Below are 24,430 nucleotides of genomic sequence, written 5' to 3'. Positions count from 1 at the left end.
GCGGGGCCGGTTTTGCCGTTCCCGCAACTTTCCGTGCCCTCGCGCGGGGCGCCTGGTGAGACTGGCCGTCCACCGACACGAGGAGTTCCCGATGGACACCACCGACGCGCTCACCTTCTGGGACGGCGTCCACGCGGCCCGCGAGGCGGCCGACGATCCCCGCCCGAACGCCCGCCTCACGGAGATCGTGACGGGGCTGGAGCCGGGTGACGCACTGGACCTCGGCTGCGGGGACGGCGGCGACGCGCTGTGGCTCGCCGGGCAGGGGTGGCGGGTCACGTCCGTCGACATCTCGGCGGTCGCGGTCGGACGCCTCGCGGACCTCGCGCGCGCACGGGGGCTCGGCGAGCGCGTCAGCGCCGTACGGCACGATCTCGGCGAGTCCTTCCCCGCCGGGGAGTTCGACCTGGTCAGCGCGCAGTTCCTCCAGACTCCGTACGCCTTCGACCGGGCGAGCGCCCTGCGTACGGCCGCGCACGCGCTGCGGCCCGGCGGGCGGCTGCTGGTCGTCGACCACGGGTCGGCCGCCCCGTGGTCGTGGAACCGGGACCCGGACACCCACTACGCGAGTCCTCGGGACGTCGCCGCCGGTATCGGCCTCGATCCGGCGGTCTGGACGGTCGAGCGCGCCGACGCGCCCCGCCGTATCGCGACCGGCCCCGGCGGTCAGACGGCCGAGGTCGTCGACCATGTCCTCCTGATCCGCCGGACCGGCTGAGGGTCACGCTCCGGGTCCGGCCTCCCGTACGATCCCCGGCCGGGTCCCCCAGACGACCACCCGGTCCCCCTTCCTCAGCACGCCCCACAGCCGCCGCGCGTCGCTCACGCGCAGGTTGACGCAGCCGTGGGAGCCGCCCTTGAAGAGGTCCCCGTAGGAGCCGTGGAACGCCTGGCCGCCGTCGAAGAACTGCGCGTACGGCATCGGGGAGCGGTTGTAGAGGGACGAGTAGTGGTCCTTGTGGCGGAGGTGGACGCGGTGGGTGCCGGTGCGGGTCTCGTAGCCGTCGCGGCCCGAGCGGATGGGTACGGGGGCGTAGAGCACGCGCTTGCCCTTCTGCACCCACATCAGCTGGCGGGCCAGGTCCACGCAGGCCACCCGGTACGAGCCGACCGGGCAGCGGCGGGCCGCGTTGGGGTTGCGGGCGGCCTGGGCGACCAGCGCCATGCGGTACGTCGGGTAGCCGGCGTACCCGCTGGCCGGGAAGAGGCCGCTGCGGGCCTGGAACGCGCGGATCGCCTCGCAGTCGGCGGGCGACTGGCGGCCGTCCTGCGGGAGTTTCAGGTGGCGCTCCAGCTGTCGCTGGTACGGGCCTGTCCCGGCCGTGCACGGCGACGTGCCGTCCGCCGACGCCGCCGGGGAGGCCGTCGCGGCCAGGACGGCCGCCGCTGTCACCACACGCCACATCCAGTTGGTCCTCATGGGGCCAGCAAAACGGGGTGGGGGGTGCGGTGAGGGGCGAGCTGAGCCGAACGGCGGGTCGCTTGCCCCCTACCGGGTACGTCAGCCCTGGGTCAGCACCCGCACCGGCTCCCCCGCCAGGTACGCCGCGATGTCCTGCACCGCCTCCCCGTAGAACGTCCGGTAGTTCCGCTCGGTGACGTACCCGAGGTGCGGGGTCGCGAGGACGTTCGGGAGGGTGCGCAGGGGGTCGTCGGCGGGGAGGGGTTCCGTCTCGAAGACGTCCAGGCCGGCTCCGGCGATCCAGTGTTCGCGGAGGGCTCGGACCAGGGCGTCGCGGTCGACGATCGCCGCGCGCGAGGTGTTGACGAGGTACGCGTGGGGGCGCATCGCGCGCAGTTCGGGTTCGCCGAGGAGGCCGCGGGTGCGGTCGGAGAGGACGAGGTGGATCGAGACGAAGTCGCTGCGGGCCAGCAACTCCTCCTTGGAGGCGGCGCGTTGTGCTCCGGCGTCCGCCGCGCGCTGCGCCGTCAGGTGCTGGCTCCAGGCGAGGACGTCCATGCCGAACGCCGTGGCGACGCGGGCGACCTGGCTGCCGAGGCGGCCGAGTCCGAGGAGGCCCAGGGTGCGGCCGGCGAGGTCCTGGCCGACGGTCGACTGCCAGGGGCCGTTCTCGCGCAGGGCCCGCGCCTCGGTGGTGAGGTGCCGCGCGAGGCCCAGGAGCAGGGCCCAGGTGAGTTCGGCGGGCGGGGTCGCGCTGCTCGCCGTACCGCAGACGGTGACGCCCTGTCCGGCCGCCGCCGTGAGGTCGATCGACGCGTTGCGCATGCCCGTCGTCACCAGGAGGCGCAGCTTCGGGAGCCGTTTCAGGAGGGCGGCGTCGAAGGGGGTGCGTTCGCGCATGGCCACGACGATCTCGCAGTCGGCGAGTTCGCGGACCAGGCGGCCTCGGTCGGTGATGTTGTCGCGGAGGGTGCGGACGTCGACCTGTCCGGCGAGGGGGCTCCAGTCGGCCGAGGTCAGGGCCACGTCCTGGTAGTCGTCGAGTACGGCGCAGCGGAGGGTCGTGCGGGGGGTCATGCGGAGGGTCCTGCCTTTCCTGCGGGGAGCGTGGTGCGTCACCGGTCGTACGCGAGCCTCGCCGTGCGCGGGACCGGGCCGAACGTGCCGCCGTGGAAGTCCGTGAACGCCTGGGCGATCTCGTCCTCGGTGTTCATGACGAACGGGCCGCCGAGGGCTACGGGTTCGCGCAGGGGGGTGCCGCTGTAGATCATGACGCGGGCGGGGTGGTCGGGGTCGGTGGCCATGAGGTGGAGGGTCGTGGGGGCGGGGCCCTCGACGGGGTCGGACCAGCCGGTGCGGCCCGCGTGGAGCTCGCGTCCCGCGACGAGGAGGCGGCCGTTCATGACGTACGCGAACAGGCGGTGCTGCGGCGGGACTCGGAGGGTGTACGAGGAGTCGGGGTCGAGGGTCGCGACCAGGCCCTGGACCGGGTGGTGGGTGTCCGCCGCGCCGGTGACGCCGTCCACGGTGCCCGCGTGGACGTCGATCCGTACGCCCGGGGTCTCGATGCGGGGCATCGTCGCGCGGGTGAGGTCCTGGTAGCGGGAGGGGGTCAGCTTCTTCGCGGCGGGGAGGTTGAGCCACATCTGGAGGACGTGCGCGTGCTCGTCGCGGTAGGCCAGTTCGCGGTGGATGATGCCGCGTCCGGCGGTCATCCACTGGACCTCGCCGGGTTCGAGGGCTCCCGTGTGCCCGAGGTTGTCGCCGTGTTCGAGGACGCCGTCGACAACCGTCGTGACCGTCTCAAGACCTCGGTGCGGGTGCCACTCGAACCCCGGCGTGGAGAACCAGTCCTCGACGAGCACCAGGAACGGATCGGTGAGCGCGGGGTCGGCCGGCACGAAGACGAGCGCCTTGTCGTCGACCTGCGCGTCGGGCCCGAGGTGCTGTTTCTCGGTGACGCGGTTGATGATCCGCTCCATGTCCATCGGGGCGCTCCTCGCTGCCGGGCGGCACGAGGGATCCGTACCGGTCTCCATGACCCATCATCCAGGACGGACAGGGGACTCTCCCTGGCGGACTACGCGGTGCCGGCCCGGCGGGGGCGTCTCAGGTCGGCGACCGTCTCGCCGAACTCGCGTTTCAGGGAGCGGCCGAGGTGCTTGGTGTCGAGGACGCCCCAGCGGGCGGCGATGGCCGCGGTGGAGCGGTCGGTGAGGGCGGGGTCGAGGAGGTCGCGGCGGATGCGCAGGAGGCGTTCGTGGCGGATCCAGGCGGTGAAGGTGAGGTCGGCGCCCTTGAAGAGGGAGTGCAGGTAGCGGATGGAGAGGTGATGGCGTCGGGCGACGTGTTCGGCGGTGAGGAGAGGGTCGTCGAGGTGGGCGAGGGCGTAGACGCGGATGCGGTCGGCCAGGGCGCTGGCGACCGGGGCCCGTTCGGGGGCGGTGTCGGCGAACTCGGCGAGGAGGAGGGCGGTGAGCGCGTCCGCGAGGTGGGCGCGGGGTTCGGCCCGGCCGGGGAGGGCGTCCGGGGACAGGGCGTGGCCGAGGAGGGCGCCGATGCCGGTGCGGGCGGACACGGCGAGGGCGGTGCGGCGGCCGATGGCGTCCACGTGCCGGCCGAGGCTCGCGCGGGGCACGCACAGGACGGTCATGTCGGTGGGGCCGTCGCCGATGAGGCGGTAGGGGCGGGTGTTGTCGCAGACGAAGAACTCGCCGGGGGCCAGCGCGGTGGTGCGGCCGTCCTGTCCCGCGCCGAGCCGGCCGCCGTGCAGGAGGGTGAGGTGGACCCATTCGCGGTCGGCGGAGGTGATGGTGCGGTCGTCGCGGGTGACGGTCGCGCCGGTGGCCTTGATGCGGGCGACGGCTGCGGGGCCGATCGCCGCGTGCTCGAACGTCGCGTGGAAGACGGGGGCGGGGTCCGTGACCCGCAGCGGGGCGAACAGGGACGAGGCCGCCGCCTCGAACGACTCCGTACGGTCCTCGTTGTCCGTCATACCGGTGCACTCCCAGATCCCCCGCCCGGACGGCCACTGTACTGGGGTGTTGTGCATGAAATGGGGAGTCCTCGTGCACAGGGTGGTGCCCGCGCGACACGCTCTGTTCCCTACGCTCGTCGACGGGAACGGCCCGCCTGGAGACGCGCAGTTGAGGAACGGTTCGATGCACAGTCACACCGAGTTGCGTCTCGGCCCGCTCGCCGAGGTGCGGATCTCTCTCGCGGCCCATCAGAGCGCGACGCTGCTGTCGCTGGTGGCCGACGTGTTCGGGGCGCGCAGTCACGGGGTGCCGCGCAGGTGGCGGGAGCTCGTCCGGGGCGCGGTGCCCGAGGCGGGGGCGGCGGTGCTGCGGCCCCTGTTCGCACCCGGGTACTCGATCATCCCGGACTGTGTCACGCCGACCGCGTGCATGCCGGAGGGGGACGCGGCGGCCCAGTTCGCGCAGTTGACGGACCTCTCACCGGGGACGCTGCTGGACGAGCTGGAGGCGGAGTTCGGGGGCGAGGTGCCTCCGCAGTGGCGGCCCGTCGTGGACCGGCCCCGGCAGTGGATCCACGGCTACGCCGAGGTGCTGCGGCGGGTGTGGCAGGAGTTCGAGCCGGTCTGGCGGGGCGCGGAGGCGTACCTGCGCCGGGAGACGGAGCGGGTCGGCGCCGCCGTCCTCCAGGACTGTTCGGAGGCGGTGCTCCAGGATCTCAGCTCGCGGTTCCAGCTCGTCGGCGAGAGTCTGCGGCTGCCCGATCCGCAGGCCGACACGTACGCGCTCGACGGGCGCCGGCTGGTCCTCGTGCCGATCCTCTCCGGGCCCGGGGCGTCGATGTTCGCGCTCGACCGTCCCGACCTGGTGTGGATCGGCTACCCGCTGCCCGGGGTCGGGCGCCTCTGGGAGTCCTCGGCGGTGGCGCCCTCCCCCGCCAAGGATCCCCTCGCCCTCGTCGTCGGCCCGTTGCGCGCCACCATCCTGCGCACCGCCGGGCACCCCCTCACCATGGGGCGCCTCGCCAAGCTCCTCGACTGTAGCCCCGCCAACGCCACCCACCACTGCCGGCAGCTCACCGACGCCGGGCTCCTCGAACGGTACCGGCAGGGCCGCAACGTGTGGATCGGCCGGACCGAACGAGGGGACGCCGTCGTGGAGTTGCTGTCGCAGAGCGGGACGGTGCCGGACTCGCCCTGGTGATCAGGGCCGGTACGCCTTGCGGTTGTCGTACGTGACCTTCCCCGCGGGGAGTTTCGCCGGGGCGAACAGCTGGTCGACGGTGACGATGTGGAAGCCGCGGGACGTGAGGCCCGTGATGATGGCGGGGACCGCGCTGACCGTCGTCTTGTGGATGTCGTGCATCAGGACGATGTCGCCGGGGCGGGACTGCGTCGTGACGGTCCTGACGAGCCGGGCGGTGTCCCGGTACTTCCAGTCCAGGGTGTCGATGCTCCAGTGCACGAGCGGGCGGGCCGCCGCTTTCCGCACGGCCGCGTTGTTCGCCCCGTACGGCGCCCGCACGGTGCTCGGCCTGAGGCCGGTCGCCTGCCGGATCGCCGTGTCCGTCCGCGAGAACTCCGAGTTGATCCTCGCGGCACTCAGTTTCGTGAGATCCGCGTGGTCCCAGCTGTGGTTCCCTATCTGGTGCCCGGCCTTGGCCATCGACTTCGCCACCGACGGGTTCCGCTGCACGTTCTGCCCCACCAGATAGAACGTGACTCTGATATTCCGGTCGCTCAACGTCTTCAGCAGTCTTTTCGTGTCCGCGACCGGCCCGTCGTCGAACGTCAACGCCACACACTTCACTTTCCGGCAGTCGACGGCCTTGGCGGCTTTGGCAGCCTCGGCAGCTTTGACATCGGCATTCGCGGACGAGGCCGTACCCACCAGCGCCGTACCGCACATCGCGGCCGTGAGCACGGAAATGACAAGTCGTCGGCGCATCGGATTCCTCCTGGAGCAGCGGGTTTTGCTCCTAGAGACGCGCCGGGAGGGGATACGGATGCGTGTACGTTTTGCGAATTTCCGTACCACTGCGAGGAGGCCGGCATTCCCATGTCACCGGAGTGACGGGAGAGAAATCGGATGCCCGAGTGCCGCCACGAACTCCTTCGCGCGGCGCGTGATGCCGGGCCATTCTCCGGTCGCGACCGTGTTCGCCGGGACCACGTCGGAACCCGCGCAGACCGCGTGGGCACCGGAGGTGAGGAAGTGGGCGGCGTTGGTGGGGTTGATGCCGCCGGAGGCGACCAAGGGGACGCCGGGGTAGGGGCCGTTGAGGTCCTTGAAGTAGCGGGGGCCCAGGGAGTGGGCCGGGAAGATCTTGATCGCCGCCGCCCCCAGGTCCAGGGCTCGGGCCACCTCCGTCGGGGTGAACGCGCCCATGATCAGGGGGACTTGTGAGGCAGCCGCCACCCTTGCCACCTCCTCCCGGCACCCCGGGGTCACCAAGTACGTCGCGCCCGCCTCGATCGCCGCCTGCGCCTGCGCCGCCGTGAGGACCGTGCCCGCGCCGATGCGGCAGCCGGGGACCGAGGCGGCGTGGCGGAGGTGGGCGGGGAGGCCGGGGGTGGTGTACGTGAACTCGATCCAGGGGATGCCGCCTTCCACCAGCGCGGTCGCCAGGGCTGCGGCGTCCGGGATCTCGGGGGCTCGGACCACCGCGATGACGCGGTCCTCGGCGAGGGTGTCCAGGAAGTCGTGCATCAGAAGAACGTCCTTACGAGATCGACGACTTGAGGGTGGGGGGCGTTCGCGTCGTCCAGGACCGGGATCAGGTTCCACTTGTCGAACGCGGTGCAGGGGTGGGAGAGACCGAGGCGGACGATGTCACCGACCTGGACGTCCGCGTCACGCAGGAACGTGTGCTGGTCGTTGAGGGCGGTGACCCTCGCGCCGGTCAACGCGCCGCCGCCCCGGACCAGTTGGGGTTCGGGCAACCCCTCGTCGTACGGAAAGTCCCGCTTGCCGCCGTCGAGGAGCGCGAGGGACGGTTCGGGGCGGGAGATCACCCGGGTCCAGCCGTGCATGGCGCTGCGCAGGGGGAGCGGGGAGACGGTGCGGTAGTAGCCGTCGTCGTGGATGAGGTAGGCGCCGGAGCGCAGGAGGATACGGGCCCCGGTGGCCCGGACGGGCGCCAACTCCCGTACGACCGTGGCGAAGTGGGCGCTGCCGCCCGCCGTGACGACGGGGTCCGGGACCTCCAGCAGGCCGTCCGTGCGCAGCCTTTCGTGCAGGGCGACCATGTCGCGGAGGTAACTCTCGATCGCGGCGGTGGACTTGAGGGCGCCCTCGTATCCGCTCACTCCGACGAGCCGCAGCCGCGGGTCCGCGCAGACCGCCCGGCCCACCCCGACCGCCTCGTCCACGCCGCGCACCCCTGTCCGCCCGCCCGCCGCGCCGAGTTCGACGCCCACGTCGAGCGGACGCTCCCCGGTGTACGCCGAGCGCAGCAGGTCGACGGTGCGGAGGGAGTCGGCCCAGCAGGTGAAGGAGAACCCGGCGTCGCGGTCGAGTTCGGCGCCGATCCAGCGCAGGCCGGCGGGGTCGAGGAGGGCGTTCGCGAGGTGGATCCGCTGGATGCCGAAGGCGCGGGCGACGCGGACCTGTGCGAGGGTCGCGAGGGTGATCCCCCGTGCCCCGGCGTCGAGTTGGCGCCGCCAGAGGGCGGGGGCCATGGTGGTCTTGCCGTGCGGCGCGAGGTCGACGCCGGCCGCCGCGCACCAGTCGGCCATGGTGCGCAGGTTGTGTTCGAGGGCGGACGCGTCGAGCGTGAGGAGGGGCGTGCCGAACTCGTCCAGGGTGGGGCGGGTCGCGAGGAACTCGGCGGCCGTACTCCCCCACGCGTGGTCCGGCACGGCCTTGAAGCGCCAGTCGAGGATCACTCCACGACCGCCTGCGCGTCGATCTCCACGAGCATGACCTCGTGCGGGAGTTCGACGAACACGGTCGTCCGGCACGGTTTGGGCGTGCCCTCGGGGACGTGTTCGGCGATGAACTCGGCGTACACCTCGTTCATCGCGGCGAAGTCGGCGCGGGTGGTGAGGTAGACGCGGAACATGACGACGTCGCCGACGCCCGCGCCGCCCGCTTCGAGGATCGCGCGGACGTTGTCCAGGGTGCGGCGGGTCTGCGCCTTGACGTCGCCCTCGTGCAGGTAGGCGCCGGTGGCCGGGTCCTGCGGGCCCTGGCCGGAGACCTGGAGGATCGGTCCCTTGCGGACGCCCTGCGAGAAGGCCCAGGCGGGGGCGGGTGCGCCGGCGGTGCGGATCGCGCGGTGGCTCATCGTCGTACTCCTAGAGGGTCAGCGCGGACCAGGCCGCGTCGTCGAGGGCGAGGTGGTCGTCGAGGGTGGTGCGGGTGAGGGGCGGGGGGACGTCGGCGCGGGTCGCGAGGGTCGCGGCGGCGACGAGGTGGCCGAGGCGCAGGGCGTCGGCGGGGGTGCGGGATTCGAGGCGGGCGGCGAGGTATCCGGCGGCGAAGGCGTCTCCGGCGCCGACGCGTTCGACGACGTGGGTGGTGGGGGCGGGGACGAAGGCGGTGGGCTCTTGAGGGACGTACACCGTCGCTCCATGACTCGCGTCTTTCACCACCAGGGTCGGGCCGGGGATCAGTTCCCGGATCTCCTCGGCCGTACCTGTGTGCCAGAGGTTCTCCGCTTCGTCGCGGCCTACGAAGACGATGTCGGCGGCTCGGGCGAGGGCGAGGAGTGCGGGGGCCGCGTCGGTGTGCCAGAGCGCGGGGCGGTGGTTGACGTCGAAGGAGATGAGGGGGCCGGGGACAGCGCGGTGTACGACGAGGGCCTCGACCAGGTCGGCGCACGTGTCCGAGAGGGCGGCGGTGATGCCGGTGAGGTGGAGGACGCGGGCGTCATGCAGCAAGGGCAGGGTCGTCAGGGCCGGGCCCATCGCCGTGGCCGCCGAGTCCCGGCGGTAGTAGTACGTGCCGGTGCCCTCGGCGCCGGGGTCCTTGAAATAGACGCCTGTCGGCCGGTGCGGGTCGGTCTCGGCGGACTCGGTGTCGACGCCGCGAGCCGCCAGGTCGTTCAGGACACGCCGTCCCAGGGGGTCGGCGCCGACGCGGCCCACCCAGGCGGCCCGGTGTCCGAGCGCCGCCAGCGTGCACGCGACGTTCGACTCGGCGCCGCCGACGGTGAGGGCGAGGTGGGTCTGGTGGGCGAGGGGGGTCGCGGTCGGCGGGCTGAGGACAGCCATGGTCTCGCCGACGCACACGACGTCCGGGGGGAGGTGCACGGGGTGGTCCTTCACGTGTCCAGTACGCGGTGCAGGAACTGCTGGGTCCGTGGCTGTGACGGGTTCGCGAACACCTCCTGCGGCGGCCCCTGTTCGAGGACGACGCCGCCGTCCATGAAGACGACCCGGTCGGCCGTGTCCTTCGCGAACCGCATCTCGTGGGTGACGACGACCATGGTCATGCCGTCCTCGGCGAGGGACCGCATGACGCCGGTGACCTCCCCGACCAGCTCGGGGTCGAGTGCGGAGGTCGGTTCGTCGAAGAACATGACGCTCGGGTCCATGGCGAGCGCGCGGGCGATGGCGACGCGCTGCTGCTGGCCGCCGGAGAGCTGCGCGGGGTAGCTGCCGGCCTTGTCGGCGAGCCCGACGCGGGCGAGCGCGGACCGGCCGCGTTCCTCGGCGTCGGCCTTGCCGAGTCCCCGGACCTTGCGCAGGGCGAGGGTGACGTTGCCGAGGGCCGTCTTGTGCGGGAACAGGTTGAACTGCTGGAAGACCATCCCGACGTGCCCGAAGATCTCGGGGGCGCGCTTACGGTCGTGCAGCGGGACGCCGTTCACCCACACCTCGCCGCCGTCCGCGCGCTCCAGGTCGCACATGATCCGCAGCAGTGTGGACTTGCCGGAGCCGCTGGCGCCGATGAGGACGACGACCTCGCCGGGTTCGACGTCGATGTCGACGCCTTGGAGGACGTCCAGGTCACCGAAGCGCTTGCGCACCCCGGACAGTGAGATCCGTGCGGTGGTCATACGGGGAGCGCCTTTCGTTCCATGCGCCGCACGAGCAGCGACAGCGGGTAGCAGACGGCGAAGTAGAGGGCGGCGACGGCGAGGTACGAGGTGGCGGGGTCGCCGGAGCGGTCGATGACGGCCTGTCCCTGGCGCAGGAGTTCGACGTACCCGATGACGACGGCGATCGAGGTGTCCTTGATGAGGGACAGGTACTGACCGACGAGCGGCGGCAGGACGATCGTCCGGGTCTGCGGGAGGACGACACTGACGAACGTCCGTACCCGGCCCAGCCCCAGTACGCGTGCCGCCTCCCACTGCCCGCGCGGTACGGCCTCGATCCCGGCGCGGAAGATCTCCGCGATGTAGGCGCCCTGGTAGAGGGTGAGGGCGACGAGGGCGGCGCCGAAGACGGTGAGCCCCATCGGGGCGATGTAGGCGATGCCGAAGTACAGGAACAGCATCTGGATGAGCAGCGGCGTGCCCCGGAACACCTCCAGGTAGACCCGGCCGAGCTGGGCGAGGACGGGTACGCGGCTGGTGCGTACGGCGGCGACGAGCACGCCGAGGAGGGTGCCGGTGCCGATCGCGGCGAGGGACAGCAAGGCGGTGGACCTCAGGCCGTCGAGGTACAGCTCGCGGTTGGACCACAGGAGGGAGAAGTCCATGTCACGCCCCCTTCAGTAGCAGGCGGCGCACGGCGCGGCGCTTCGGGGCGGTGGGTTTCAGCGGCGGCCGGAACGCCACGCGGCCCACGAGACCGGCGGCCAGCGCGACCGCGTTGGTGAGTACCAGGTAGAGGACGGCCGCGATGCCGAAGACCTGGACCGTCAGCAGCGTGCGGGAGTTGACGACCATCGCCGTACCCGTCAGCTCGGGCACGGAGATCGCCGAGAGCAGCGAGGAGCCGAGGATGATCTGGACGAGCTGGCCCACGACGGCGGGGTAGACGTTGCGCAGGGCCTGCGGGAGGACGACGTGCGCGAAGGTCCGTACGGGGCTGAGGGCCAGGACTTTCGCGGCCTCGCGCTGGCCGGTCGGTACGGCGTCGATGCCGGCGCGGAAGATCTCCGTGAGGTACGCGCCGACGTTGACGCCGAGGGCGAGTACCCCTGCCTGTACGGGAGTCAGGCGCAGGCCCGCCGAGGGCAGGACGAAGTAGGCCACGAACATCTGGAGCAGCACCGGGGTGTTGCGCATGACCTCGACGTACACGGCCGCCGGGGCGCGCAGGGCGAGATGGCGGGAACGGCGGGCGAGGGCGCCGAGGAGGCCGAGGGCGAAGGCCAGCGCGAAGGCGACGAGGGAGAGCCGCAGGGTCAGCCAGGCGGCGTCCAGGTAGGCGGACCAGTCGCGCAGGGCGTAGCTCCAGTCGACGAACATGTGAACCCCCTTGTCAGTAGGCCGGGTTGAGCGGGAAGACCCGCTCGACGCCGAACCACTTCTTGTAGAGGGCGCCGGCTTCGCCGGAGGTGTTGAACTCCCTCAGCCAGGTGTCGACCCACTGGGTCCAGGTGGCGTCGCCGAGGGGGAGGCCGATGCCGTTGTATTCGAGGGGGACGACCGAGTCCTTGGTGACGGTGAGCGAACTGTCTTTCTTCGCCTGGTAGTTGAGGAAGTTGGAGTCCTCGACCATCGCGTCCGCCTGGCCCTGCCTGACCGCGAGGACGGCCGAGGAGGAGCTGTCGTACTCCTGGATCCTCGCCTTCGGGTTGGCGGCCTTGACCGCGTCGCCGTTGGTGGAGCCCTTGGTGACGGCGACCGTCTTGCCGGTCAGGTCCTTGAGGGTGGCGATGCCGCTGGACTTCTTCACGAGGAGGACCTCGCCGGCGACGACGTACGGGGTGCTGAAGTTGACCTGCTTGGCGCGTTCGGCGGTGGTCGTGAAGTTGCAGACGACCGCGTCGACCTTCCTGGTCTGGAGGTTGGGGATGCGGTTCGCGGAGGTGGTGTCGACGATGTGGACCTTGACGCCGAGGGCCTTCGCCATCGCGGTGGCCACGTCCACGTCGTAGCCCTGGGGTTTGTTGTTCTTGTCGAGCGACCCGAAGGGCGGGAAGGTCAGGCAGCTCGCGACGTTCAGGGTGCCGCGCCGGACGACCTCCTGGAGGGTCGAGGACTGCGCGCCGCCGGTGGCCGCGCTGACCGAGGTGCAGGCGGTGAGGGATGCGGCGGTGGTCACACCGGCACACATCAGCAGGAATGGGCGGGTACGGTGACGGAATCTCTGCACGGGGGCTCCCTTCCGGGAGGGGGATCGCCTGAGGGGTAGCCGGGTTGGTTTTGCAATGCAGAATCCAATTTCGCATTGCACGGCTTGGCGTTGCGGAGAAATTAGCCCGCGCCCCGACCGGCGTCAATGCAGGATTTCGATATGTAACATTCTGTTTTGCAATGCAGTACGGTAAGGTCCGCCGCGTGACCTCCGAAACCCCCCGCAACTCCTCCTCGTCCCTGCGCCGCGCGCTCGGCCTCCTCATGTACCTCGCCGAGGACGACGGCCACCCCCAGGGCACGTCGCTCACCGACCTCGCGACGGGGCTCGGCATGAGCAAGAGCACGGTGCTGCGGCTCGTCGCGCCCCTGCGCGAGACCCGCCTCGTCGACCAGGACCCCGAGAGCGGCCACTACCGGCTCGGCCCCCAGAACGCCCTCCTCGGCCAGGTCTACCTGGAGCGGCTCGACATCCGGCGTACGGCTTCCCCGCTGCTGCACCAGCTCGCGCAGGACGCCCGGGAGGCCGTTCACCTGGTGAGTTTCGATCCGCCGGAGATCGTTTACATCGACAAGGTGGAGAGCCCGCAGGCGGTCCGGATGCACTCGCGGGTGGGGGGACGGCAGCCGGCGTACTGCACGGCGACCGGGAAGGCGTTCCTCGCGTACGCGCCCGAGACCGTACTCGACGAGGTGCTCGCGGCCGGCCTGCCGCAGCGTACGCCGGCCACGCTCACGACTCCGGCGCGGCTGCGTGCCGAGCTGGAGTCCGTCCGGGAGCGGGGGTATGCCGTGGACGATGTGGAGAACGAGCTGGACATCCGCTGCGTGGCCGCGCCGGTGTTCGGACACAGCGGCGCGGTGGTCACGGCGGTCAGCGTCTCCGGTCCGGCGTCACGGGTGACTCACGAGCGGCTTCCGGAGTTGGCGGGACAGGTGATGGGGGCGGCTCGGGCTTTGACGGAGAGGTTGGGCGGGGTGGGGTCCGGGGGAAGGTGAGGAAGTGCCTGGGCGTCGGGGTACCGGCGCCGGGTGGGAGCGCCCGGATGCCGGAGCGCCGTACCCGGTGACGTACCGGGAATCAGCGAACGTCACCCGGAACTCGGGGCGTTGGCTCGTAGCAGCGCCGCTCCCAGCGGGGTGAGCGTGTGCAGGACCGACATCGCCTGGCGGTGGGTCGTGAGGAGGCCGGCGCTGCGCAGAGCCGTGGCGTGCTGGCTCGCGGAGGATGCCGAGACCCCTGCGGCGCGGGCGAGTTCGCCGGTGGTGGCGCCCGTGGCGACGGCGCGCAGGACGCGGGAGCGGGTGCGGCCGAGGAGGGCCGCGAGGGGTGCGTTGGAGCACAGGTCGCCGGGGAGCGTGGCGGGGTGGGGTTCCTGGTGGAGGGGGTAGAGCAGGACGGGGTCGAGCGTGGCACTGCGGAAGGTCACCGGGGTTCCCCAGCAGAAGTGGGACGGGATCAGCAGGAGTCCCCGGCCGCCGAGCCGCAGGTCACGGTCCTCGGGGTAGCGCGCGCACAGGACCGGTCGGCGCCAGCGCAGAGCGGGTCCCAGATTGCCGAGGAGACCTTCGGCGCCGGTGCTGAGGACGGAGCGCGCGTGCGCGGCGCGTTCGGCGTCGATGCGCGCCTGGATGCGGTCGCTGTAGGGAGCGATCACCAGGTCGTGGTAGGCGCGCATCGCGCGGACCAGGTCCTCGCGGAGGTCCGGGTCGGCCAGGCGCGCGGCCCAGGGGGGAGCGCCGCTGGTGCGGTGGAGGAGTTTCACCTCGCGCAGGACCCGGTGGCCGGGGGTGCTCAGGACGGCTTCGAGTCCGGCGTCGAGTCCTTCGGTGGCCTCGGCGGGGGTGAGGAAGTCGGGGAAGTAGGCGGCGCGTGGGACCAGGGGTAACAGGAGTGTTCTGACGGTGCGGCCGAACCCGGTGGCGTGGAGCCGGGTGCGGGTGGTGCGGAACCAGTCGGCGTGCGCCCAGCGTCCTTCGCGCGTCTGGAGACGGTGCAGGCTCATGCAGGTCTCCCACAGCGGATCAGGTGCGGCGGCGACGCGGGTGCGGGTCAGGTCGAGGTCCGTGAAGTGAATGCGGAGCATTCCGTTCCCCCCCTTGCGGCCTGGGCTTTTCAGTCGGAGTCACAAGCCCTCGCTCACCATGCTCCCGTCAGGGGACCCTCGGATTCAACGCCACGACGAAGGGAACAAACGTGTCTTTGCGAACCACTGTCACGACCCTCACCGCCACCTTCCTCATGGGAGCGGCGCTCGCTGCCGCGCCGACCGCGCAGGCTCAGGAGTCCACATCGGCGCGGCCTGTCGCGGTGTCCCTGGAATCGGGCCAGGCCATCGGCTTCGGCGCGTCGTCCGACGAGGCCGGTATCCGCGCGTACTCGGACTGCCCCAGCGGCTGGATCTGTTTCTGGTCCGGGACGGGTGGGACCGGGTCGAGGTGCCAGTGGAGCAGCTCCCTCAACCCGCGGGCACGCGAGGAGTGTTCGTGGATGAACAACGGCACGGTCACGAAGTCCGTCTACAACCGCACGAGCTACCGCTACCACTACTACCGCGCCTTCTCCTACCAGGACCGCATCGGAAGCACCCTCTCCGGCGGCCAGGGGAACCTCGCCGGCACGTACACGATCGGCTCCCTGTGCCGGCACAACGTGAGCGGGTGCCCCAACTAGGCCGGCCCTCGTCTCCGGCCGGGCGTGCGGGCCGACCGGGATCGCGCTCGGGGTGGGTGGCGGCCCCACCCACCCCGGTCCGGGCACCGGCCGTGCCGTGACGCACGCGACGCGTCGAGGTACCCCAAGGAGACTCCCGGATGGCGCAGTTGGAGCACGTGCTGGCCGTGATCGCGGAGCGGCGGGCGGAGTTCGAGGCGAAGGGGCACGTTCCCCCGGATGTGATCGCGGAGTTCAAGCGGGCCGGGGTGTACCGGGCGGGGGTGCCGCGGAGGTTCGGCGGGGATGCTCTCGCACCCGCCGAGTTCCTGCGGGTCGTGGAGCGGATCTCGGAGGTGGACGGGTCGGCCGGGTGGGTCGCGAGTTTCGGTTCGTCCACGGTCTACCTCGCGGGGCTGCCGCTGGAGACGCAGGCGGAGTTGTACGCGGACGGTCCGGATGTGGCGTTCGCGGGAGGGCTGTTCCCCGTGCAGCCGGCGGCGCGTGTCGAGGGCGGGTATCTGGTGGACGGGCGGTGGAAGTTCGCGAGCGGGTGCCAGGGTGCGGATGCGCTGGGCGTGGGCATCAAGGCCGGTGAGGTCCATGCCGGGCGGCCCCGCACCGCCGTGCTGCGGCCCGATCAGGTCGAGATCGTCGAGTACTGGGACGTCATCGGGCTGCGCGGTACCGGCAGTCACGATCTCGCGGTGGCCGGGGTCGTGGTCCCGCAGGAGTGGACGTTCGTGCGCGGCGGCCCGGCGACGGTGGACGAGCCGCTGTACCGCTACCCGACGGTGCCGTACGCCGCGCAGGTGCTCGCGGTCGTGGGGCTGGGCGTCGCCCGCGCCGCCCTCGACCACGTCACGGCGGACGGCGCCCGCCCCGCGTGGACCGGCGCCCCGAAGCCGGCCGACCGGGCGACGTACCGCATCGCTGTAGCGCGGGCCGAGGCTCAACTCCGTTCGGCGCGGGCCTACTTCTACGAGGCGACGCACAAGGTGTGGGCCACGGCGGAGTCGGGTGATCCGGCGTCGAGGGAGCAGGCGAGCATGCGGCGTCTGGCGTCCACCCACCTCGCGGAGACGGCGTTCGAAGTCACCCGCGCCGCCTACCAGTTGGGCGGCACGGCCGCGATCGCGACCGGCGGTGTCCTGGAGCGGTGCCTGCGGGATGCGGCCGTCGTTCCCCAACACGCTTTTCTCCAGGGGTCGGTGTACGAGGGGGCGGGCGCGGTCCTGGCGGGCGTGGACCCGTTCCCGGGGTACGTCTGACCGGCTTCGGCGTTGTGCACCGGTGCTCTCCGTTTCGTACGACTGGTCCCGCGCCCGGTGGTGCGGGCGCGGGACCAGGTATCGGACGGTCACCTCCGACGGTGCGGGGTCGGGCTCAGCCGGGCTGGGTCCAGTTGCGCCAGGAGGTCGTGGTGCCGCACTTCTTGCAGCCCGTGCGGTTGAAGGCTACGACCTTGTTCTTGCGGGCCGCGGCCACGCTGTCGGCGCACAGGCCCTGACGGAGTTCCTCGTCTCCCCCGCCGTCAGCAGTAGTTGGTGTTGTTGAAGCTGGCGAACGCGCCCTTGGTCGCAGGGCCCGCGACGCCGTCGATGCCGACGCCCAGCCACTTCTGGAGGGCCTTGATCGTGTTGGTCCCGACGACGCCGTCCACGACGAGCTTGCTGCCGACGTACTGCTTGTAGTAGTTGAAGAACTCCTGGGCCGCCTTCCAACTGTTGGTGCCCAACTGGCCGTCGATCGTGCCGGGGTCGAAGCCCCAGCCGTCCAGCCAGCACTGCCAGTGCCGGGCCTGGGTGGTACTCAGGCCGAGGTTGTTCACGGCGAGGATCGAGGCGCTCGCCGCGGGTGCGGGGGCCGGCTGGGGTGCCGTGAAGCCCGTACCCACGAGGCCGCCGGTGGTGATCCCCGCGACGGCCGTGGCGGTGACGAGTGTCCTCGTCAGGATGTTCGGTCGCATTCCTTCTTCCCCCTCGGGTCGGCCGGGCGGTTCAGCCGCGGCTTCCGGTGCCGCGCCGCCCTGGCGATACGAGAGTGCGGGACGGCGCGAGGGGGGTGGGAGACCTGGCGGGCGATTGACGTCACGCTGGGACGTCCCATGCCCTGACCTGCGGAGACGCGGCCGAGGGTGGTACTTCCGGGGGACGCCGCACGGAAGGCGGTCGTATCGACGTACACCCTCCGGTTATAACGATCGCTATAGGCGCGGGATAAGGTCACTCTATAACGACCGTCATAGGAGCCCAGCCGTGACCATCATCACCGTCAACACCCCCGAGGGCCGTCTGAGCCTCGACCAGCGTCGCGTCCTCGCCGAGACCCTCACGGACGCAGTGCTCCTCCCCGAGGTCGGGCACTTCGAACCCGCCGCGCGCCCTGGTTTCCAGGTCCGTTTCGTCGAGCACTCCACCGACCGGATGGCCATCGGCGGACGCCTCCTGTCCGACGCCGGCCCCGGGCTGGACGTGATGGTCCTCGACGTCGCCGTGATGGACGGCGACTGGCCCCGCGAGGTCCGCGCGGAGGTCATCGCCCGTCTCCTCGCCGCCCTCACCGAGGCGTGCGGACTGGCGGAGCCCTCGCCCGCATGGTGGGTCAACTTCCGGGTGATCGACGAGGGGAGCTGGGCGTCCGGCGGCGGGGTGACGTCGATCCTGTCGCTGCTGGCGACGGGGGTGTTCACGGAGGAGAAGGCGAAGGCGATCAGAGCGGCGATCACGGGCTGAGGACCCGGGCCCACGCGGACGTCGCCGCCTCAGCGCTCCGCCCGTTCCCTCAAGTACGCCGCCAGCTCTGGTGGTTCAAGGTCCAACGCCTCCAGCGCGGACACCTCGAACGGTATCCGCACCGGCGTGAAGTCGCCCAGATCGGGGTCGTCCAGCTCAGGACCGCTGCGGCGGGACGGGTCGAGCGACAGCACGTCGGCATGGAAGTAGTGGTGGACGACGGTGACGCGCGGGCCCGCGTCCGTCAGGGTCAGGAATTCCGTCGCGGGGCCGATCTCCGCGCCGACCTCCTCCCTGACCTCCCGGCGCAGGGCCGCCTCCAGGTCGGCGTCGTACGGCTCGACGCCCCCGCCGACCGTCGTATGGAAGGGCGGCCCGTCGAACCAGCCCCGGCGCAGGAACACCAGGTGGCCGGCGTCGTGCAGGACCGCGCGGACGTTGTGACGGACCCTCATGCGGGCGACGGTAGCGGGTGCGCGGCGGCCCTCAGGCCGGTTTCCCCAGGGCGCCCTCGATCACCGTCTCCAGCTGCTGGGCGACCAGGTCCAGCGGGACCATGCTGCGTTTCGCCCGGCACATCGCGATCGCGCCCTCGACGGAGGCGACGATCAGGGCGGCGACCCCCTCGGCCCGGTCGGCGTTCGTGCCGTGGGTGCGGAGGGAGGCGGCGAGGAGGCGTTGCCAGTCGTCGAAGGCTTCGGCAGCGGCGACGAGGGAAGGGGGGAGTTCGTCCGTCAGGGGCTCCTCGACCGAGACTCCGAGGACCGGGCAGCCCGCGTGGTAGTCGCTCTTGAGGACGATGCCGCGCCACAGCGCGAGGAAGGCCCGCAGACCGGCGGCCGGGCCTGCGTCGAGTTCCGCGCGCAGGATGCGGGAGACCGTCGTACCGGCGTAGCGCACCGCCTCGGTGGCGAGCTGCTGCTTGCCCTCGGGGAAGTAGTGGTACGTCGAGCCGAGCGGCGCCTTGGCATGTTTGGCCAGCTCACGGATGCTCGTCGCGTTCAGGCCGCGCCTGCTGATCAGGTCGGCGGCGCCCGCGACGATGCGGTCGCGCGACGGCGTGTTCGGTGCGGCCATGGCCGTACCCCCTTCTGGACCCCCTGGCTATAACAGCTGTCATAGCCTAGCCTGAGCTCCGCCTATAACGACTGTCATAGACCGTTCACGCGGTTTCGAGGAGGCCCCGTGCCCATGATCCGGCTCACCGCTCCCGCAGGCGCCCTCACGGAGGAGGGCCGCGCGTCGGTCCAACGCGACCTTGCCGCCACGCTCCTGCTCTGGGAGGGCGCTCCCGACACCGCGTTCTTCCGGGCGCAGGCGTGGAGTTACCTGATCGAGCTGCCCGAGGGCGCGCAGGTCACCGCCGAGGACGAGGCGCCCCGGTTCCTGGTGGAGGTGACCGTCCCGCAGGGCGCGCTGTCGGAGCGGCTCAAGGCGGGCCTCGTCGAGGAGGCCACGCGGATCGTGCTGGGCGCGGCCGGACTCCCGCAGGACGAGGCGCCGCGCGTGTGGGTGCTGGTGCACGAGCAGGCCGACGGTACGTGGGGTGCGGGCGGTTCCGTGGTCCGGTACGCCGACCTGGTCGCCCTCGCGGAGGGGGAGCGGGCCGGTGCGTGAACTGACCTACATCGCCCGCGACTTCGTCGAGTGGCGCGAGGCGCCCGACCCCAGGCTCGGCTCGGACCGGGAGGCGATCGTCGCGCCGGTCACCGCGACCTCGTGCGACGTCGACACGGCGATCCTCGCCGGACACACCACGCGGCGGAAGCCGCACATCAGACACAGCGTCGATCCGCCGTTCGCGCTCGGGCACGAGTGCGTCGCCCGTGTCGTCGAGACCGACGACGCGGTGACCTCCGTACGGCCCGGGGACCTCGTCGTCGTCCCCTGGTCGATCAACTGCGGTACGTGCGGCCATTGTTCAGCCGGGCTGACCGCGCACCGCTCGTCCGTACCGCACATGGCGATGTACGGCGCGCCGATCGGCGGGAGCTGGGGCGGGCTCTTCTCCGACCTGGTCCGGGTGCCGTGGGCGGACGCCATGCTCGTACCGCTGCCCCGCGATCTCGACCCGGTCGCGATGGCGGCGGCGAGCGACAACTGGTCCTTGTCCTGGCGGCTGGTGGCGCCGCACCTGAAGAACCGGCCCGGCGCGCGGGTGCTGGTCGTGGCGCGCGGCAGCATCGGGCTGTACGTGTGCGACATCGCGCGGGCGCTGGGCGCGTCCGAGGTGCTGTACGTCGACCCCGACCCCGAACACCGGGCGATCGCGCGGGAGTTCGGGGCGGTGACGACCGAGGCGCTCGAACCGGTGCCGCACGGGTACGACATCGCCGTGGAGGCGACGGGGCGGGTCGACCAGTTGGCGCTGGCGGTCAAGTGCCTTGCGCCCGAGGGCATTTGCGAGTCCGCCGGGAACCACTTCCGCCCCGGTGAACTGCCCCTGCTGGACATGTACCTCACGGGCGTGACCCTGCGCGTCGCCCGCGACAACGTCCGGGGCCACATCCCGGACGCCCTCGAACTCGGCCGCTCCGGCAAGGTCGACCCCCCGCCGGGTCGTCTCCCACGTCCTGGACTGGGAGCAACTGCCCGAGGCGCTGCCGGCGACGCCCCTGGCCGGCGGCGAGGCCGGGTTCGTGACGCCGGATCCCGACCGGGCGCGGGCCATGTTCCCGCACCTGAGCGCGGACCGGTGAATCCCGTACGAGGTCTTGCCCAGCCCCGGCGCCCGGGAGTTTAATCCCGCTTGAAAAGTATCCACCGTGGTTACTTTCGGCGTCACTCGACCTCAAGGACCCCTCATGCGCGACAAGCCCGCCTTCCTCTGGGGCGCCTCGACGGCCCCGCACCAGATCGAGGGCAACAACGTCAACAGCGACTGGTGGGCCCGTGAGGGGCAGCTGCCGGGGATGGAGCGCAGCGGGGACGCCGTCGACAGCTACCACCGGTACGAGGAGGACATGCGCCTCCTCGCGGACGCCGGCCTCACCGCGTACCGCTTCGGCGTCGAGTGGGCGCGGATCGAGCCGGTGCCGGGGCACGTCTCGCGGGCCGAACTCGCCCACTACCGGCGGATGATCGACACGGCGCTGCGGCTCGGCCTGACGCCGGTGATCACGCTGCACCACTTCACGAACCCGCGCTGGTTCGCGGAGGAGGGCGGCTGGCTGGGCGCGTCGGCGGTGGACCGGTTCGCGTCGTACGTCGAGACGGTGTCCGGGATCCTCGACGGCGTGCCGTACGTCGTGACGATGAACGAGCCCAACATGCTCGCGATGATGCTGACGATCGAGCGCACGATGAAGGAGCGGCCCGCCGATACGTGGCAGAGCCCGACCGTCGACAACGACTCCCGGCCGACGCTGCCCGCGCCGGACCCGGAGATCGGTTCCGCCCTGGTCAAGGCGCACCACGCGGCCCGCGAGATCGTGCGGGCCCGCACGGGTGCGGCCGTCGGCTGGACCGTCGCCAACCGCGCCTTCACCGCCCGCCCCGGCGCCGAGGAGCGGCTCCGGGAGCTGGAGCACATCTGGGAGGACCTGTACCTGGAGGCCGCGCGCGGCGACGACTTCGTGGGCGTCCAGTCGTACTCCAGCCAGTGGGTCGGCCGGGGCGGCATCGAGCCCCACCCGCCGCACCCCGACAACACGCTCGTCGGCACCGCGTACCGCCCCGACGCGCTCGGCATGGCCGTCCGCCACACCTGGGACGTCACCGGCGGCGTCCCGGTCCTCGTCACCGAGAACGGCATCGCGACCGGCGACGACGCGCGGCGGATCGCGTACACGGAGGAGGCGCTGCGGCATCTCTTCGACGCCGTGGACGACGGTATCGACGTACGCGGCTACCTGCACTGGACCGCGCTCGACAACTACGAGTGGGGGCACTGGGAGCCGACGTTCGGGCTGATCGCGGTGGACCGGGAGACGTTCGCACGGACGCCGAAGCCGAGTCTGGGGTGGCTGGGAGGGGTGGCGCGGCGGGGGCAGCCCTGAGAGCCCGTCACCGGCGGGGCGGGATGTCGGCGTTTCCGGGAGGTGTTCTTCTCGCCGTCCTGGGAGGGGCGAGGGAGAGCCCCGGTGCTGTCGCTCCTGCCGGTGCACATCGGGGGGCGGCCGAGGCGGAGGAACTCACCGCGAAACTCGCCGCGTCGGGGACTCCGGCGCTGAACACCGTGGGCCGTACGACGTGGCGCGCGACGGACAGCGTGCTCGACGCGAGCGCCCCGTACGGCCGGCGCGCGGGCGCCGGGTGGCTCTGGGAGTCGGCGACGCTGCTCGAACCACGGTTCACGGTGGACGCGGAGGCGTTCGCCGTGCATCGGCGGTGGCAGGCGGCGCTGTTGCGGGGGGCATCCTGCTACTGCCGCGCGCGGAGTTGTTCCAGGTCAACGCGGGGTCCGTTGCTGCTGGACGCGGTGCGGCGGCAGAACCGGCTGCGGCGGCCGATCGAGTACCACCACCAGCTCGACCGGGTCCGGGAGATCAAGACGGGCATCGGGAACTGACGTGCGGACGCTACCGATTTAGGGGCGCTACCTGCCGTAACCGTCGCGGCGGGCACGGCCCGGCCGACAGGGTGGACCGCGTTGGTCCGCACCTTTCGACCCAAGGGGTTTCTCACCATGGTTCCGCTGCGCCACTCCGTCCTCGCCCTGGGCACCCTCGGCCTGACCACCGCGCTCACCTCCCCGGCCGCCGCCGCGCCCACGCACGTCGACGTCACGTACGGCGCGACGTACGTCCGGGGCGATCTCACCTTCGGCAACCGTTCGGTCAGCTTCACCGGCACCTACCGTTCGGTGTCCGCGACCGACTGCCGACGGGCCTGGTTCGGCACGCTCGACGGCTCCGGCCGTCTCCTCGACGCCCGCAGCACGGGCACGCTGTGCAACGGCACACGCGCGATCAACACCACCGTCCCGGCCGACGTACGCGGTGGCGCGGGCAGCGTCCTGGTCTGCCTCGACAACGGGAACGCGGCGCCGCTGAAGTGCCTGGAGTACAAGCGGCCTTGACGTGCTCCCTGACCTAAAGTCCAGGGATTCCGGCCTGGGTCGTCCGACCCTTCCGGCGGCTTCCTGCTTCACCGCGCTGTGCGGGCACGTGTGCCCGTCTTACCGGCGCTCCACAGGCGTTTAGCGTCTCCGCCCGTCCGGCGGCGACGATACGGCGTCCTTCGAACAGGACATTGCGGCCCGCATTGTGGTCACGGTCGTGCATGGTGCCGCATTCGCCGCACGTCCATTCCCGGACGTGCAGTGGCTTGGGTCCGTCCCGGAACCCGCAGGCCGAGCAGATCTGCGAGGACGGAAAAGCCCGGCCCACCTTGGTGAAGGTGCGGCCGTGTCGGGCCGCCTTGTACTCCAGCATCCCCACGAACACGGACCATCCCGCGTCGTGCACGGACTTGGCCAGCCGGGTCCGGGCCAGGCCGGACACCGCGAGGTCCTCCACATACACCGCTTGGTTGTCGCGGACGATCTGTGTGGAGACCTTGTGGTGGAAGTCCCGGCGCCGGTCCGCCACTTTGGCGTGCTGGCGTGCAACCTTAATGCGGGCCCTGGCCCGGTTCTTCGACCCCTTCGCCTTGCGGGACAACTCCCGCTGAAGGCGCCGGAGTTTCTTCTCGGCCCGGCGCAGGAAGCGCGGGCTGGCGATCTTCGTCCCGTCGGACAGGATCGCGAAGGCGGACAGGCCCAGGTCGATACCCGTGTCGGTCCCCGCCTCGGGGAGGATGTCCGGTTCGGTGCCGACGACGAAGCTGAGGAAGTACCGGCCGCAACTGTCCTTGGTGACCGTCACGGAGGTCGGGGCTGCGGGAAGCGGGCGTGACCATCTGACCTTGAGGTTGCCGACCTTGGCCACGTACACCGTGCCGTTCGCCTGGAGGGAGAAGGCGCTGGTGGTGAGACGGACCGACTGCCGGGTGTCCTTCTTCGACTTGAAACGGGGCGGACCGACCTTGCGGCCCTGCCGCCTGCCCTTCACCGAGTCGAAGAAGTTCTTGTAGGCGGCATCCAGATCCCGCAGGGACTGCTGAAGCACGACCGCCGACACATCGGCGAGCCAGGCACGCTCCTCCGTACGCTTGGCCTGCGTGATGCGAAGCCGGGACAACTCGGCCGACGTCACATACGGCAACCCCGCCGCATGCGCCTCCTTGCGGTCGCGCAGGCAGTCGTTCCACACCACACGCACACACCCGAACGCCTTCGCCAGCGCACGGCGCTGGGAGGCGTCCGGGTAGGCCCGGTAGTTGTAGCGAAGCTGCATACCAACCACGCTACGCACACAGATCACGCACCGCGCACCAAAGATCGAAATTGATCGATAATTTGTTCTATTTTCCGTATCCGGCCGACCTGGGACCAGACTTCCGTGCACAGCCCGCGAGGACTCCGAGACGCACCTGAAGGAGTCCAACAGCGAACGCGATCACATCCGCCCCTGGCGCACCACCCAC

Annotated in this window: 28 protein-coding genes and 1 pseudogene; 11 read left to right on the top strand and 18 right to left on the bottom strand. The window is 71.4% G+C overall.

Annotation, left to right across the window (positions count from 1 at the left end; all coding sequences use genetic code 11):
- Window positions 1-91 precede the first annotated feature (91 nt).
- Window positions 92-718 (top strand): class I SAM-dependent methyltransferase, encoded by a 627-nt coding sequence (locus ACQCO7_RS39585; protein ID WP_464076350.1) that lies wholly within the window; start codon window positions 92-94, stop codon window positions 716-718.
- Window positions 719-721: 3 nt separating this feature from the next.
- Here the strand turns inward: ACQCO7_RS39585 and ACQCO7_RS39580 are convergent, their stop codons facing one another.
- The 4 genes from ACQCO7_RS39580 to ACQCO7_RS39565 form a co-directional block, all read right to left on the bottom strand.
- Window positions 722-1,420, bottom strand: coding sequence for a L,D-transpeptidase family protein (locus tag ACQCO7_RS39580; protein WP_464076349.1), 699 nt, complete (start codon window positions 1,418-1,420; stop codon window positions 722-724).
- A gap of 81 nt (window positions 1,421-1,501) precedes the next feature.
- Window positions 1,502-2,479, bottom strand: coding sequence for a D-2-hydroxyacid dehydrogenase family protein (locus ACQCO7_RS39575; RefSeq protein WP_464076348.1), 978 nt, complete (start codon window positions 2,477-2,479; stop codon window positions 1,502-1,504).
- Window positions 2,480-2,517: 38 nt separating this feature from the next.
- Window positions 2,518-3,390 (bottom strand): pirin family protein, encoded by an 873-nt coding sequence (locus ACQCO7_RS39570; protein WP_464076347.1) that lies wholly within the window; start codon window positions 3,388-3,390, stop codon window positions 2,518-2,520.
- A gap of 92 nt (window positions 3,391-3,482) precedes the next feature.
- A complete protein-coding gene (locus tag ACQCO7_RS39565; RefSeq protein ID WP_464076346.1) occupies window positions 3,483-4,397 on the bottom strand; it encodes an AraC-like ligand-binding domain-containing protein in 915 nt (304 codons plus the stop codon).
- A gap of 166 nt (window positions 4,398-4,563) precedes the next feature.
- Here ACQCO7_RS39565 and ACQCO7_RS39560 point away from each other — a divergent pair, with 166 nt between their 5' ends.
- Window positions 4,564-5,580 carry an ArsR/SmtB family transcription factor gene (locus ACQCO7_RS39560; RefSeq protein WP_464076345.1) on the top strand — a complete coding sequence of 339 codons (1,017 nt, stop codon included), beginning with the start codon at window positions 4,564-4,566 and terminating at the stop codon, window positions 5,578-5,580.
- On the opposite strand, the gene ACQCO7_RS39555 is transcribed toward ACQCO7_RS39560, so the two are convergent.
- The 9 genes from ACQCO7_RS39555 to ACQCO7_RS39515 all read right to left on the bottom strand — a co-directional run bounded on the left by ACQCO7_RS39555 (window position 5,581) and on the right by ACQCO7_RS39515 (window position 12,542).
- The gene (locus ACQCO7_RS39555; protein WP_464076344.1) at window positions 5,581-6,324 is read right to left on the bottom strand and encodes a polysaccharide deacetylase family protein; all 744 of its coding nucleotides are present in this window, start codon (window positions 6,322-6,324) and stop codon (window positions 5,581-5,583) included.
- 114 nt (window positions 6,325-6,438) lie between these two features.
- On the bottom strand, window positions 6,439-7,086 hold the full coding sequence (locus tag ACQCO7_RS39550) for a bifunctional 4-hydroxy-2-oxoglutarate aldolase/2-dehydro-3-deoxy-phosphogluconate aldolase (RefSeq protein ID WP_464076343.1): 648 nt from the start codon (window positions 7,084-7,086) through the stop codon (window positions 6,439-6,441).
- Window positions 7,086-8,264 carry an alanine racemase gene (locus ACQCO7_RS39545; RefSeq protein WP_464076342.1) on the bottom strand — a complete coding sequence of 393 codons (1,179 nt, stop codon included), beginning with the start codon at window positions 8,262-8,264 and terminating at the stop codon, window positions 7,086-7,088. The genes ACQCO7_RS39550 and ACQCO7_RS39545 overlap by 1 nt, the downstream gene beginning before the upstream one ends.
- A complete protein-coding gene (locus ACQCO7_RS39540) occupies window positions 8,261-8,665 on the bottom strand; it encodes a RidA family protein (protein WP_464076341.1) in 405 nt (134 codons plus the stop codon). Before ACQCO7_RS39540 ends, ACQCO7_RS39545 begins: the two co-directional genes overlap by 4 nt.
- Window positions 8,666-8,675: 10 nt before the next feature.
- Window positions 8,676-9,632 carry a sugar kinase gene (locus ACQCO7_RS39535; protein ID WP_464076340.1) on the bottom strand — a complete coding sequence of 319 codons (957 nt, stop codon included), beginning with the start codon at window positions 9,630-9,632 and terminating at the stop codon, window positions 8,676-8,678.
- An 11-nt stretch (window positions 9,633-9,643) separates the two neighbouring features.
- The gene (locus ACQCO7_RS39530) at window positions 9,644-10,381 is read right to left on the bottom strand and encodes an amino acid ABC transporter ATP-binding protein (RefSeq protein WP_464076339.1); all 738 of its coding nucleotides are present in this window, start codon (window positions 10,379-10,381) and stop codon (window positions 9,644-9,646) included.
- The gene (locus tag ACQCO7_RS39525) at window positions 10,378-11,028 is read right to left on the bottom strand and encodes an amino acid ABC transporter permease (RefSeq protein WP_464076338.1); all 651 of its coding nucleotides are present in this window, start codon (window positions 11,026-11,028) and stop codon (window positions 10,378-10,380) included. The genes ACQCO7_RS39530 and ACQCO7_RS39525 overlap by 4 nt, the downstream gene beginning before the upstream one ends.
- A 1-nt stretch (window position 11,029) precedes the next feature.
- Entirely contained in the window at window positions 11,030-11,743 is a 714-nt protein-coding gene (locus ACQCO7_RS39520) for an amino acid ABC transporter permease (RefSeq protein WP_464076337.1), read from the bottom strand.
- A 13-nt stretch (window positions 11,744-11,756) separates the two neighbouring features.
- A complete protein-coding gene (locus ACQCO7_RS39515) occupies window positions 11,757-12,542 on the bottom strand; it encodes an ABC transporter substrate-binding protein (protein WP_464076336.1) in 786 nt (261 codons plus the stop codon).
- A 236-nt stretch (window positions 12,543-12,778) separates the two neighbouring features.
- Here ACQCO7_RS39515 and ACQCO7_RS39510 point away from each other — a divergent pair, with 236 nt between their 5' ends.
- On the top strand, window positions 12,779-13,573 hold the full coding sequence (locus ACQCO7_RS39510; RefSeq protein ID WP_464076335.1) for an IclR family transcriptional regulator: 795 nt from the start codon (window positions 12,779-12,781) through the stop codon (window positions 13,571-13,573).
- A 92-nt stretch (window positions 13,574-13,665) separates the two neighbouring features.
- On the opposite strand, the gene ACQCO7_RS39505 is transcribed toward ACQCO7_RS39510, so the two are convergent.
- Complete coding sequence (locus ACQCO7_RS39505; protein ID WP_464076334.1) at window positions 13,666-14,661, bottom strand: helix-turn-helix domain-containing protein; 996 nt, start codon at window positions 14,659-14,661, stop codon at window positions 13,666-13,668.
- A 110-nt stretch (window positions 14,662-14,771) separates the two neighbouring features.
- On the opposite strand from ACQCO7_RS39505, the gene ACQCO7_RS39500 reads away from it, so the two are divergent.
- A complete protein-coding gene (locus tag ACQCO7_RS39500; protein ID WP_464076333.1) occupies window positions 14,772-15,248 on the top strand; it encodes a peptidase inhibitor family I36 protein in 477 nt (158 codons plus the stop codon).
- A 140-nt stretch (window positions 15,249-15,388) separates the two neighbouring features.
- Window positions 15,389-16,498 (top strand): acyl-CoA dehydrogenase family protein, encoded by a 1,110-nt coding sequence (locus ACQCO7_RS39495; protein ID WP_464076332.1) that lies wholly within the window; start codon window positions 15,389-15,391, stop codon window positions 16,496-16,498.
- A 263-nt stretch (window positions 16,499-16,761) separates the two neighbouring features.
- Here the strand turns inward: ACQCO7_RS39495 and ACQCO7_RS39490 are convergent, their stop codons facing one another.
- A complete protein-coding gene (locus ACQCO7_RS39490; RefSeq protein ID WP_464076331.1) occupies window positions 16,762-17,196 on the bottom strand; it encodes a peptidoglycan-binding domain-containing protein in 435 nt (144 codons plus the stop codon).
- Between the two features lie 289 nt (window positions 17,197-17,485).
- Here ACQCO7_RS39490 and ACQCO7_RS39485 point away from each other — a divergent pair, with 289 nt between their 5' ends.
- Complete coding sequence (locus tag ACQCO7_RS39485; RefSeq protein WP_464076330.1) at window positions 17,486-17,962, top strand: tautomerase family protein; 477 nt, start codon at window positions 17,486-17,488, stop codon at window positions 17,960-17,962.
- A gap of 29 nt (window positions 17,963-17,991) precedes the next feature.
- Here ACQCO7_RS39485 and ACQCO7_RS39480 read toward each other — a convergent pair whose 3' ends face one another.
- Window positions 17,992-18,417 (bottom strand): NUDIX domain-containing protein, encoded by a 426-nt coding sequence (locus ACQCO7_RS39480; protein ID WP_464076329.1) that lies wholly within the window; start codon window positions 18,415-18,417, stop codon window positions 17,992-17,994.
- Between the two features lie 31 nt (window positions 18,418-18,448).
- A complete protein-coding gene (locus tag ACQCO7_RS39475) occupies window positions 18,449-19,039 on the bottom strand; it encodes a TetR/AcrR family transcriptional regulator (RefSeq protein WP_464076328.1) in 591 nt (196 codons plus the stop codon).
- A gap of 108 nt (window positions 19,040-19,147) precedes the next feature.
- Between ACQCO7_RS39475 and ACQCO7_RS39470 the strand changes: the two genes are divergently transcribed.
- From ACQCO7_RS39470 to ACQCO7_RS39450, 5 genes and pseudogenes are all read left to right on the top strand, one after another.
- A complete protein-coding gene (locus tag ACQCO7_RS39470) occupies window positions 19,148-19,579 on the top strand; it encodes a tautomerase family protein (RefSeq protein ID WP_464076327.1) in 432 nt (143 codons plus the stop codon).
- Window positions 19,572-20,661 (top strand): annotated as a pseudogene (locus ACQCO7_RS39465) (zinc-dependent alcohol dehydrogenase). Before ACQCO7_RS39470 ends, ACQCO7_RS39465 begins: the two are co-directional and overlap by 8 nt.
- A 105-nt stretch (window positions 20,662-20,766) precedes the next feature.
- Complete coding sequence (locus tag ACQCO7_RS39460) at window positions 20,767-21,960, top strand: family 1 glycosylhydrolase (protein WP_464076326.1); 1,194 nt, start codon at window positions 20,767-20,769, stop codon at window positions 21,958-21,960.
- Window positions 21,961-21,983: 23 nt separating this feature from the next.
- Window positions 21,984-22,472 (top strand): hypothetical protein, encoded by a 489-nt coding sequence (locus ACQCO7_RS39455; protein WP_464076325.1) that lies wholly within the window; start codon window positions 21,984-21,986, stop codon window positions 22,470-22,472.
- Window positions 22,473-22,589: 117 nt separating this feature from the next.
- Window positions 22,590-22,982 (top strand): hypothetical protein, encoded by a 393-nt coding sequence (locus tag ACQCO7_RS39450; RefSeq protein WP_464076324.1) that lies wholly within the window; start codon window positions 22,590-22,592, stop codon window positions 22,980-22,982.
- A 13-nt stretch (window positions 22,983-22,995) separates the two neighbouring features.
- Here the strand turns inward: ACQCO7_RS39450 and ACQCO7_RS39445 are convergent, their stop codons facing one another.
- Window positions 22,996-24,240 carry an RNA-guided endonuclease InsQ/TnpB family protein gene (locus tag ACQCO7_RS39445; protein WP_464076323.1) on the bottom strand — a complete coding sequence of 415 codons (1,245 nt, stop codon included), beginning with the start codon at window positions 24,238-24,240 and terminating at the stop codon, window positions 22,996-22,998.
- Window positions 24,241-24,430 lie beyond the last annotated feature (190 nt).

This window comes from Streptomyces saintjeani, from assembly GCF_055409605.1.
This window is presented reverse-complemented; position numbering and strand designations above follow the sequence as displayed.

Bases quoted from the DNA above. Each gene is read 5' to 3' on its own strand.
- ACQCO7_RS39565 (WP_464076346.1), bottom strand. From the start codon at position 4,397: ATGACGGACAACGAGGACCGTACGGAGTCGTTCGAGGCGGCGGCCTCG.
- ACQCO7_RS39530 (WP_464076339.1), bottom strand. From the start codon at position 10,381: ATGACCACCGCACGGATCTCACTGTCCGGGGTGCGCAAGCGCTTCGGT.
- ACQCO7_RS39575 (WP_464076348.1), bottom strand. From the start codon at position 2,479: ATGACCCCCCGCACGACCCTCCGCTGCGCCGTACTCGACGACTACCAG.
- ACQCO7_RS39555 (WP_464076344.1), bottom strand. From the start codon at position 6,324: ATGCGCCGACGACTTGTCATTTCCGTGCTCACGGCCGCGATGTGCGGT.
- ACQCO7_RS39460 (WP_464076326.1), top strand. From the start codon at position 20,767: ATGCGCGACAAGCCCGCCTTCCTCTGGGGCGCCTCGACGGCCCCGCAC.
- ACQCO7_RS39570 (WP_464076347.1), bottom strand. From the start codon at position 3,390: ATGGACATGGAGCGGATCATCAACCGCGTCACCGAGAAACAGCACCTC.
- ACQCO7_RS39450 (WP_464076324.1), top strand. From the start codon at position 22,590: ATGGTTCCGCTGCGCCACTCCGTCCTCGCCCTGGGCACCCTCGGCCTG.
- ACQCO7_RS39445 (WP_464076323.1), bottom strand. From the start codon at position 24,240: ATGCAGCTTCGCTACAACTACCGGGCCTACCCGGACGCCTCCCAGCGC.
- ACQCO7_RS39520 (WP_464076337.1), bottom strand. From the start codon at position 11,743: ATGTTCGTCGACTGGAGCTACGCCCTGCGCGACTGGTCCGCCTACCTG.
- ACQCO7_RS39475 (WP_464076328.1), bottom strand. From the start codon at position 19,039: ATGGCCGCACCGAACACGCCGTCGCGCGACCGCATCGTCGCGGGCGCC.
- ACQCO7_RS39585 (WP_464076350.1), top strand. From the start codon at position 92: ATGGACACCACCGACGCGCTCACCTTCTGGGACGGCGTCCACGCGGCC.
- ACQCO7_RS39580 (WP_464076349.1), bottom strand. From the start codon at position 1,420: ATGAGGACCAACTGGATGTGGCGTGTGGTGACAGCGGCGGCCGTCCTG.
- ACQCO7_RS39455 (WP_464076325.1), top strand. From the start codon at position 21,984: ATGTCGGCGTTTCCGGGAGGTGTTCTTCTCGCCGTCCTGGGAGGGGCG.
- ACQCO7_RS39550 (WP_464076343.1), bottom strand. From the start codon at position 7,086: ATGCACGACTTCCTGGACACCCTCGCCGAGGACCGCGTCATCGCGGTG.
- ACQCO7_RS39505 (WP_464076334.1), bottom strand. From the start codon at position 14,661: ATGCTCCGCATTCACTTCACGGACCTCGACCTGACCCGCACCCGCGTC.
- ACQCO7_RS39490 (WP_464076331.1), bottom strand. From the start codon at position 17,196: ATGCGACCGAACATCCTGACGAGGACACTCGTCACCGCCACGGCCGTC.
- ACQCO7_RS39560 (WP_464076345.1), top strand. From the start codon at position 4,564: ATGCACAGTCACACCGAGTTGCGTCTCGGCCCGCTCGCCGAGGTGCGG.
- ACQCO7_RS39540 (WP_464076341.1), bottom strand. From the start codon at position 8,665: ATGAGCCACCGCGCGATCCGCACCGCCGGCGCACCCGCCCCCGCCTGG.
- ACQCO7_RS39495 (WP_464076332.1), top strand. From the start codon at position 15,389: ATGGCGCAGTTGGAGCACGTGCTGGCCGTGATCGCGGAGCGGCGGGCG.
- ACQCO7_RS39480 (WP_464076329.1), bottom strand. From the start codon at position 18,417: ATGAGGGTCCGTCACAACGTCCGCGCGGTCCTGCACGACGCCGGCCAC.
- ACQCO7_RS39525 (WP_464076338.1), bottom strand. From the start codon at position 11,028: ATGGACTTCTCCCTCCTGTGGTCCAACCGCGAGCTGTACCTCGACGGC.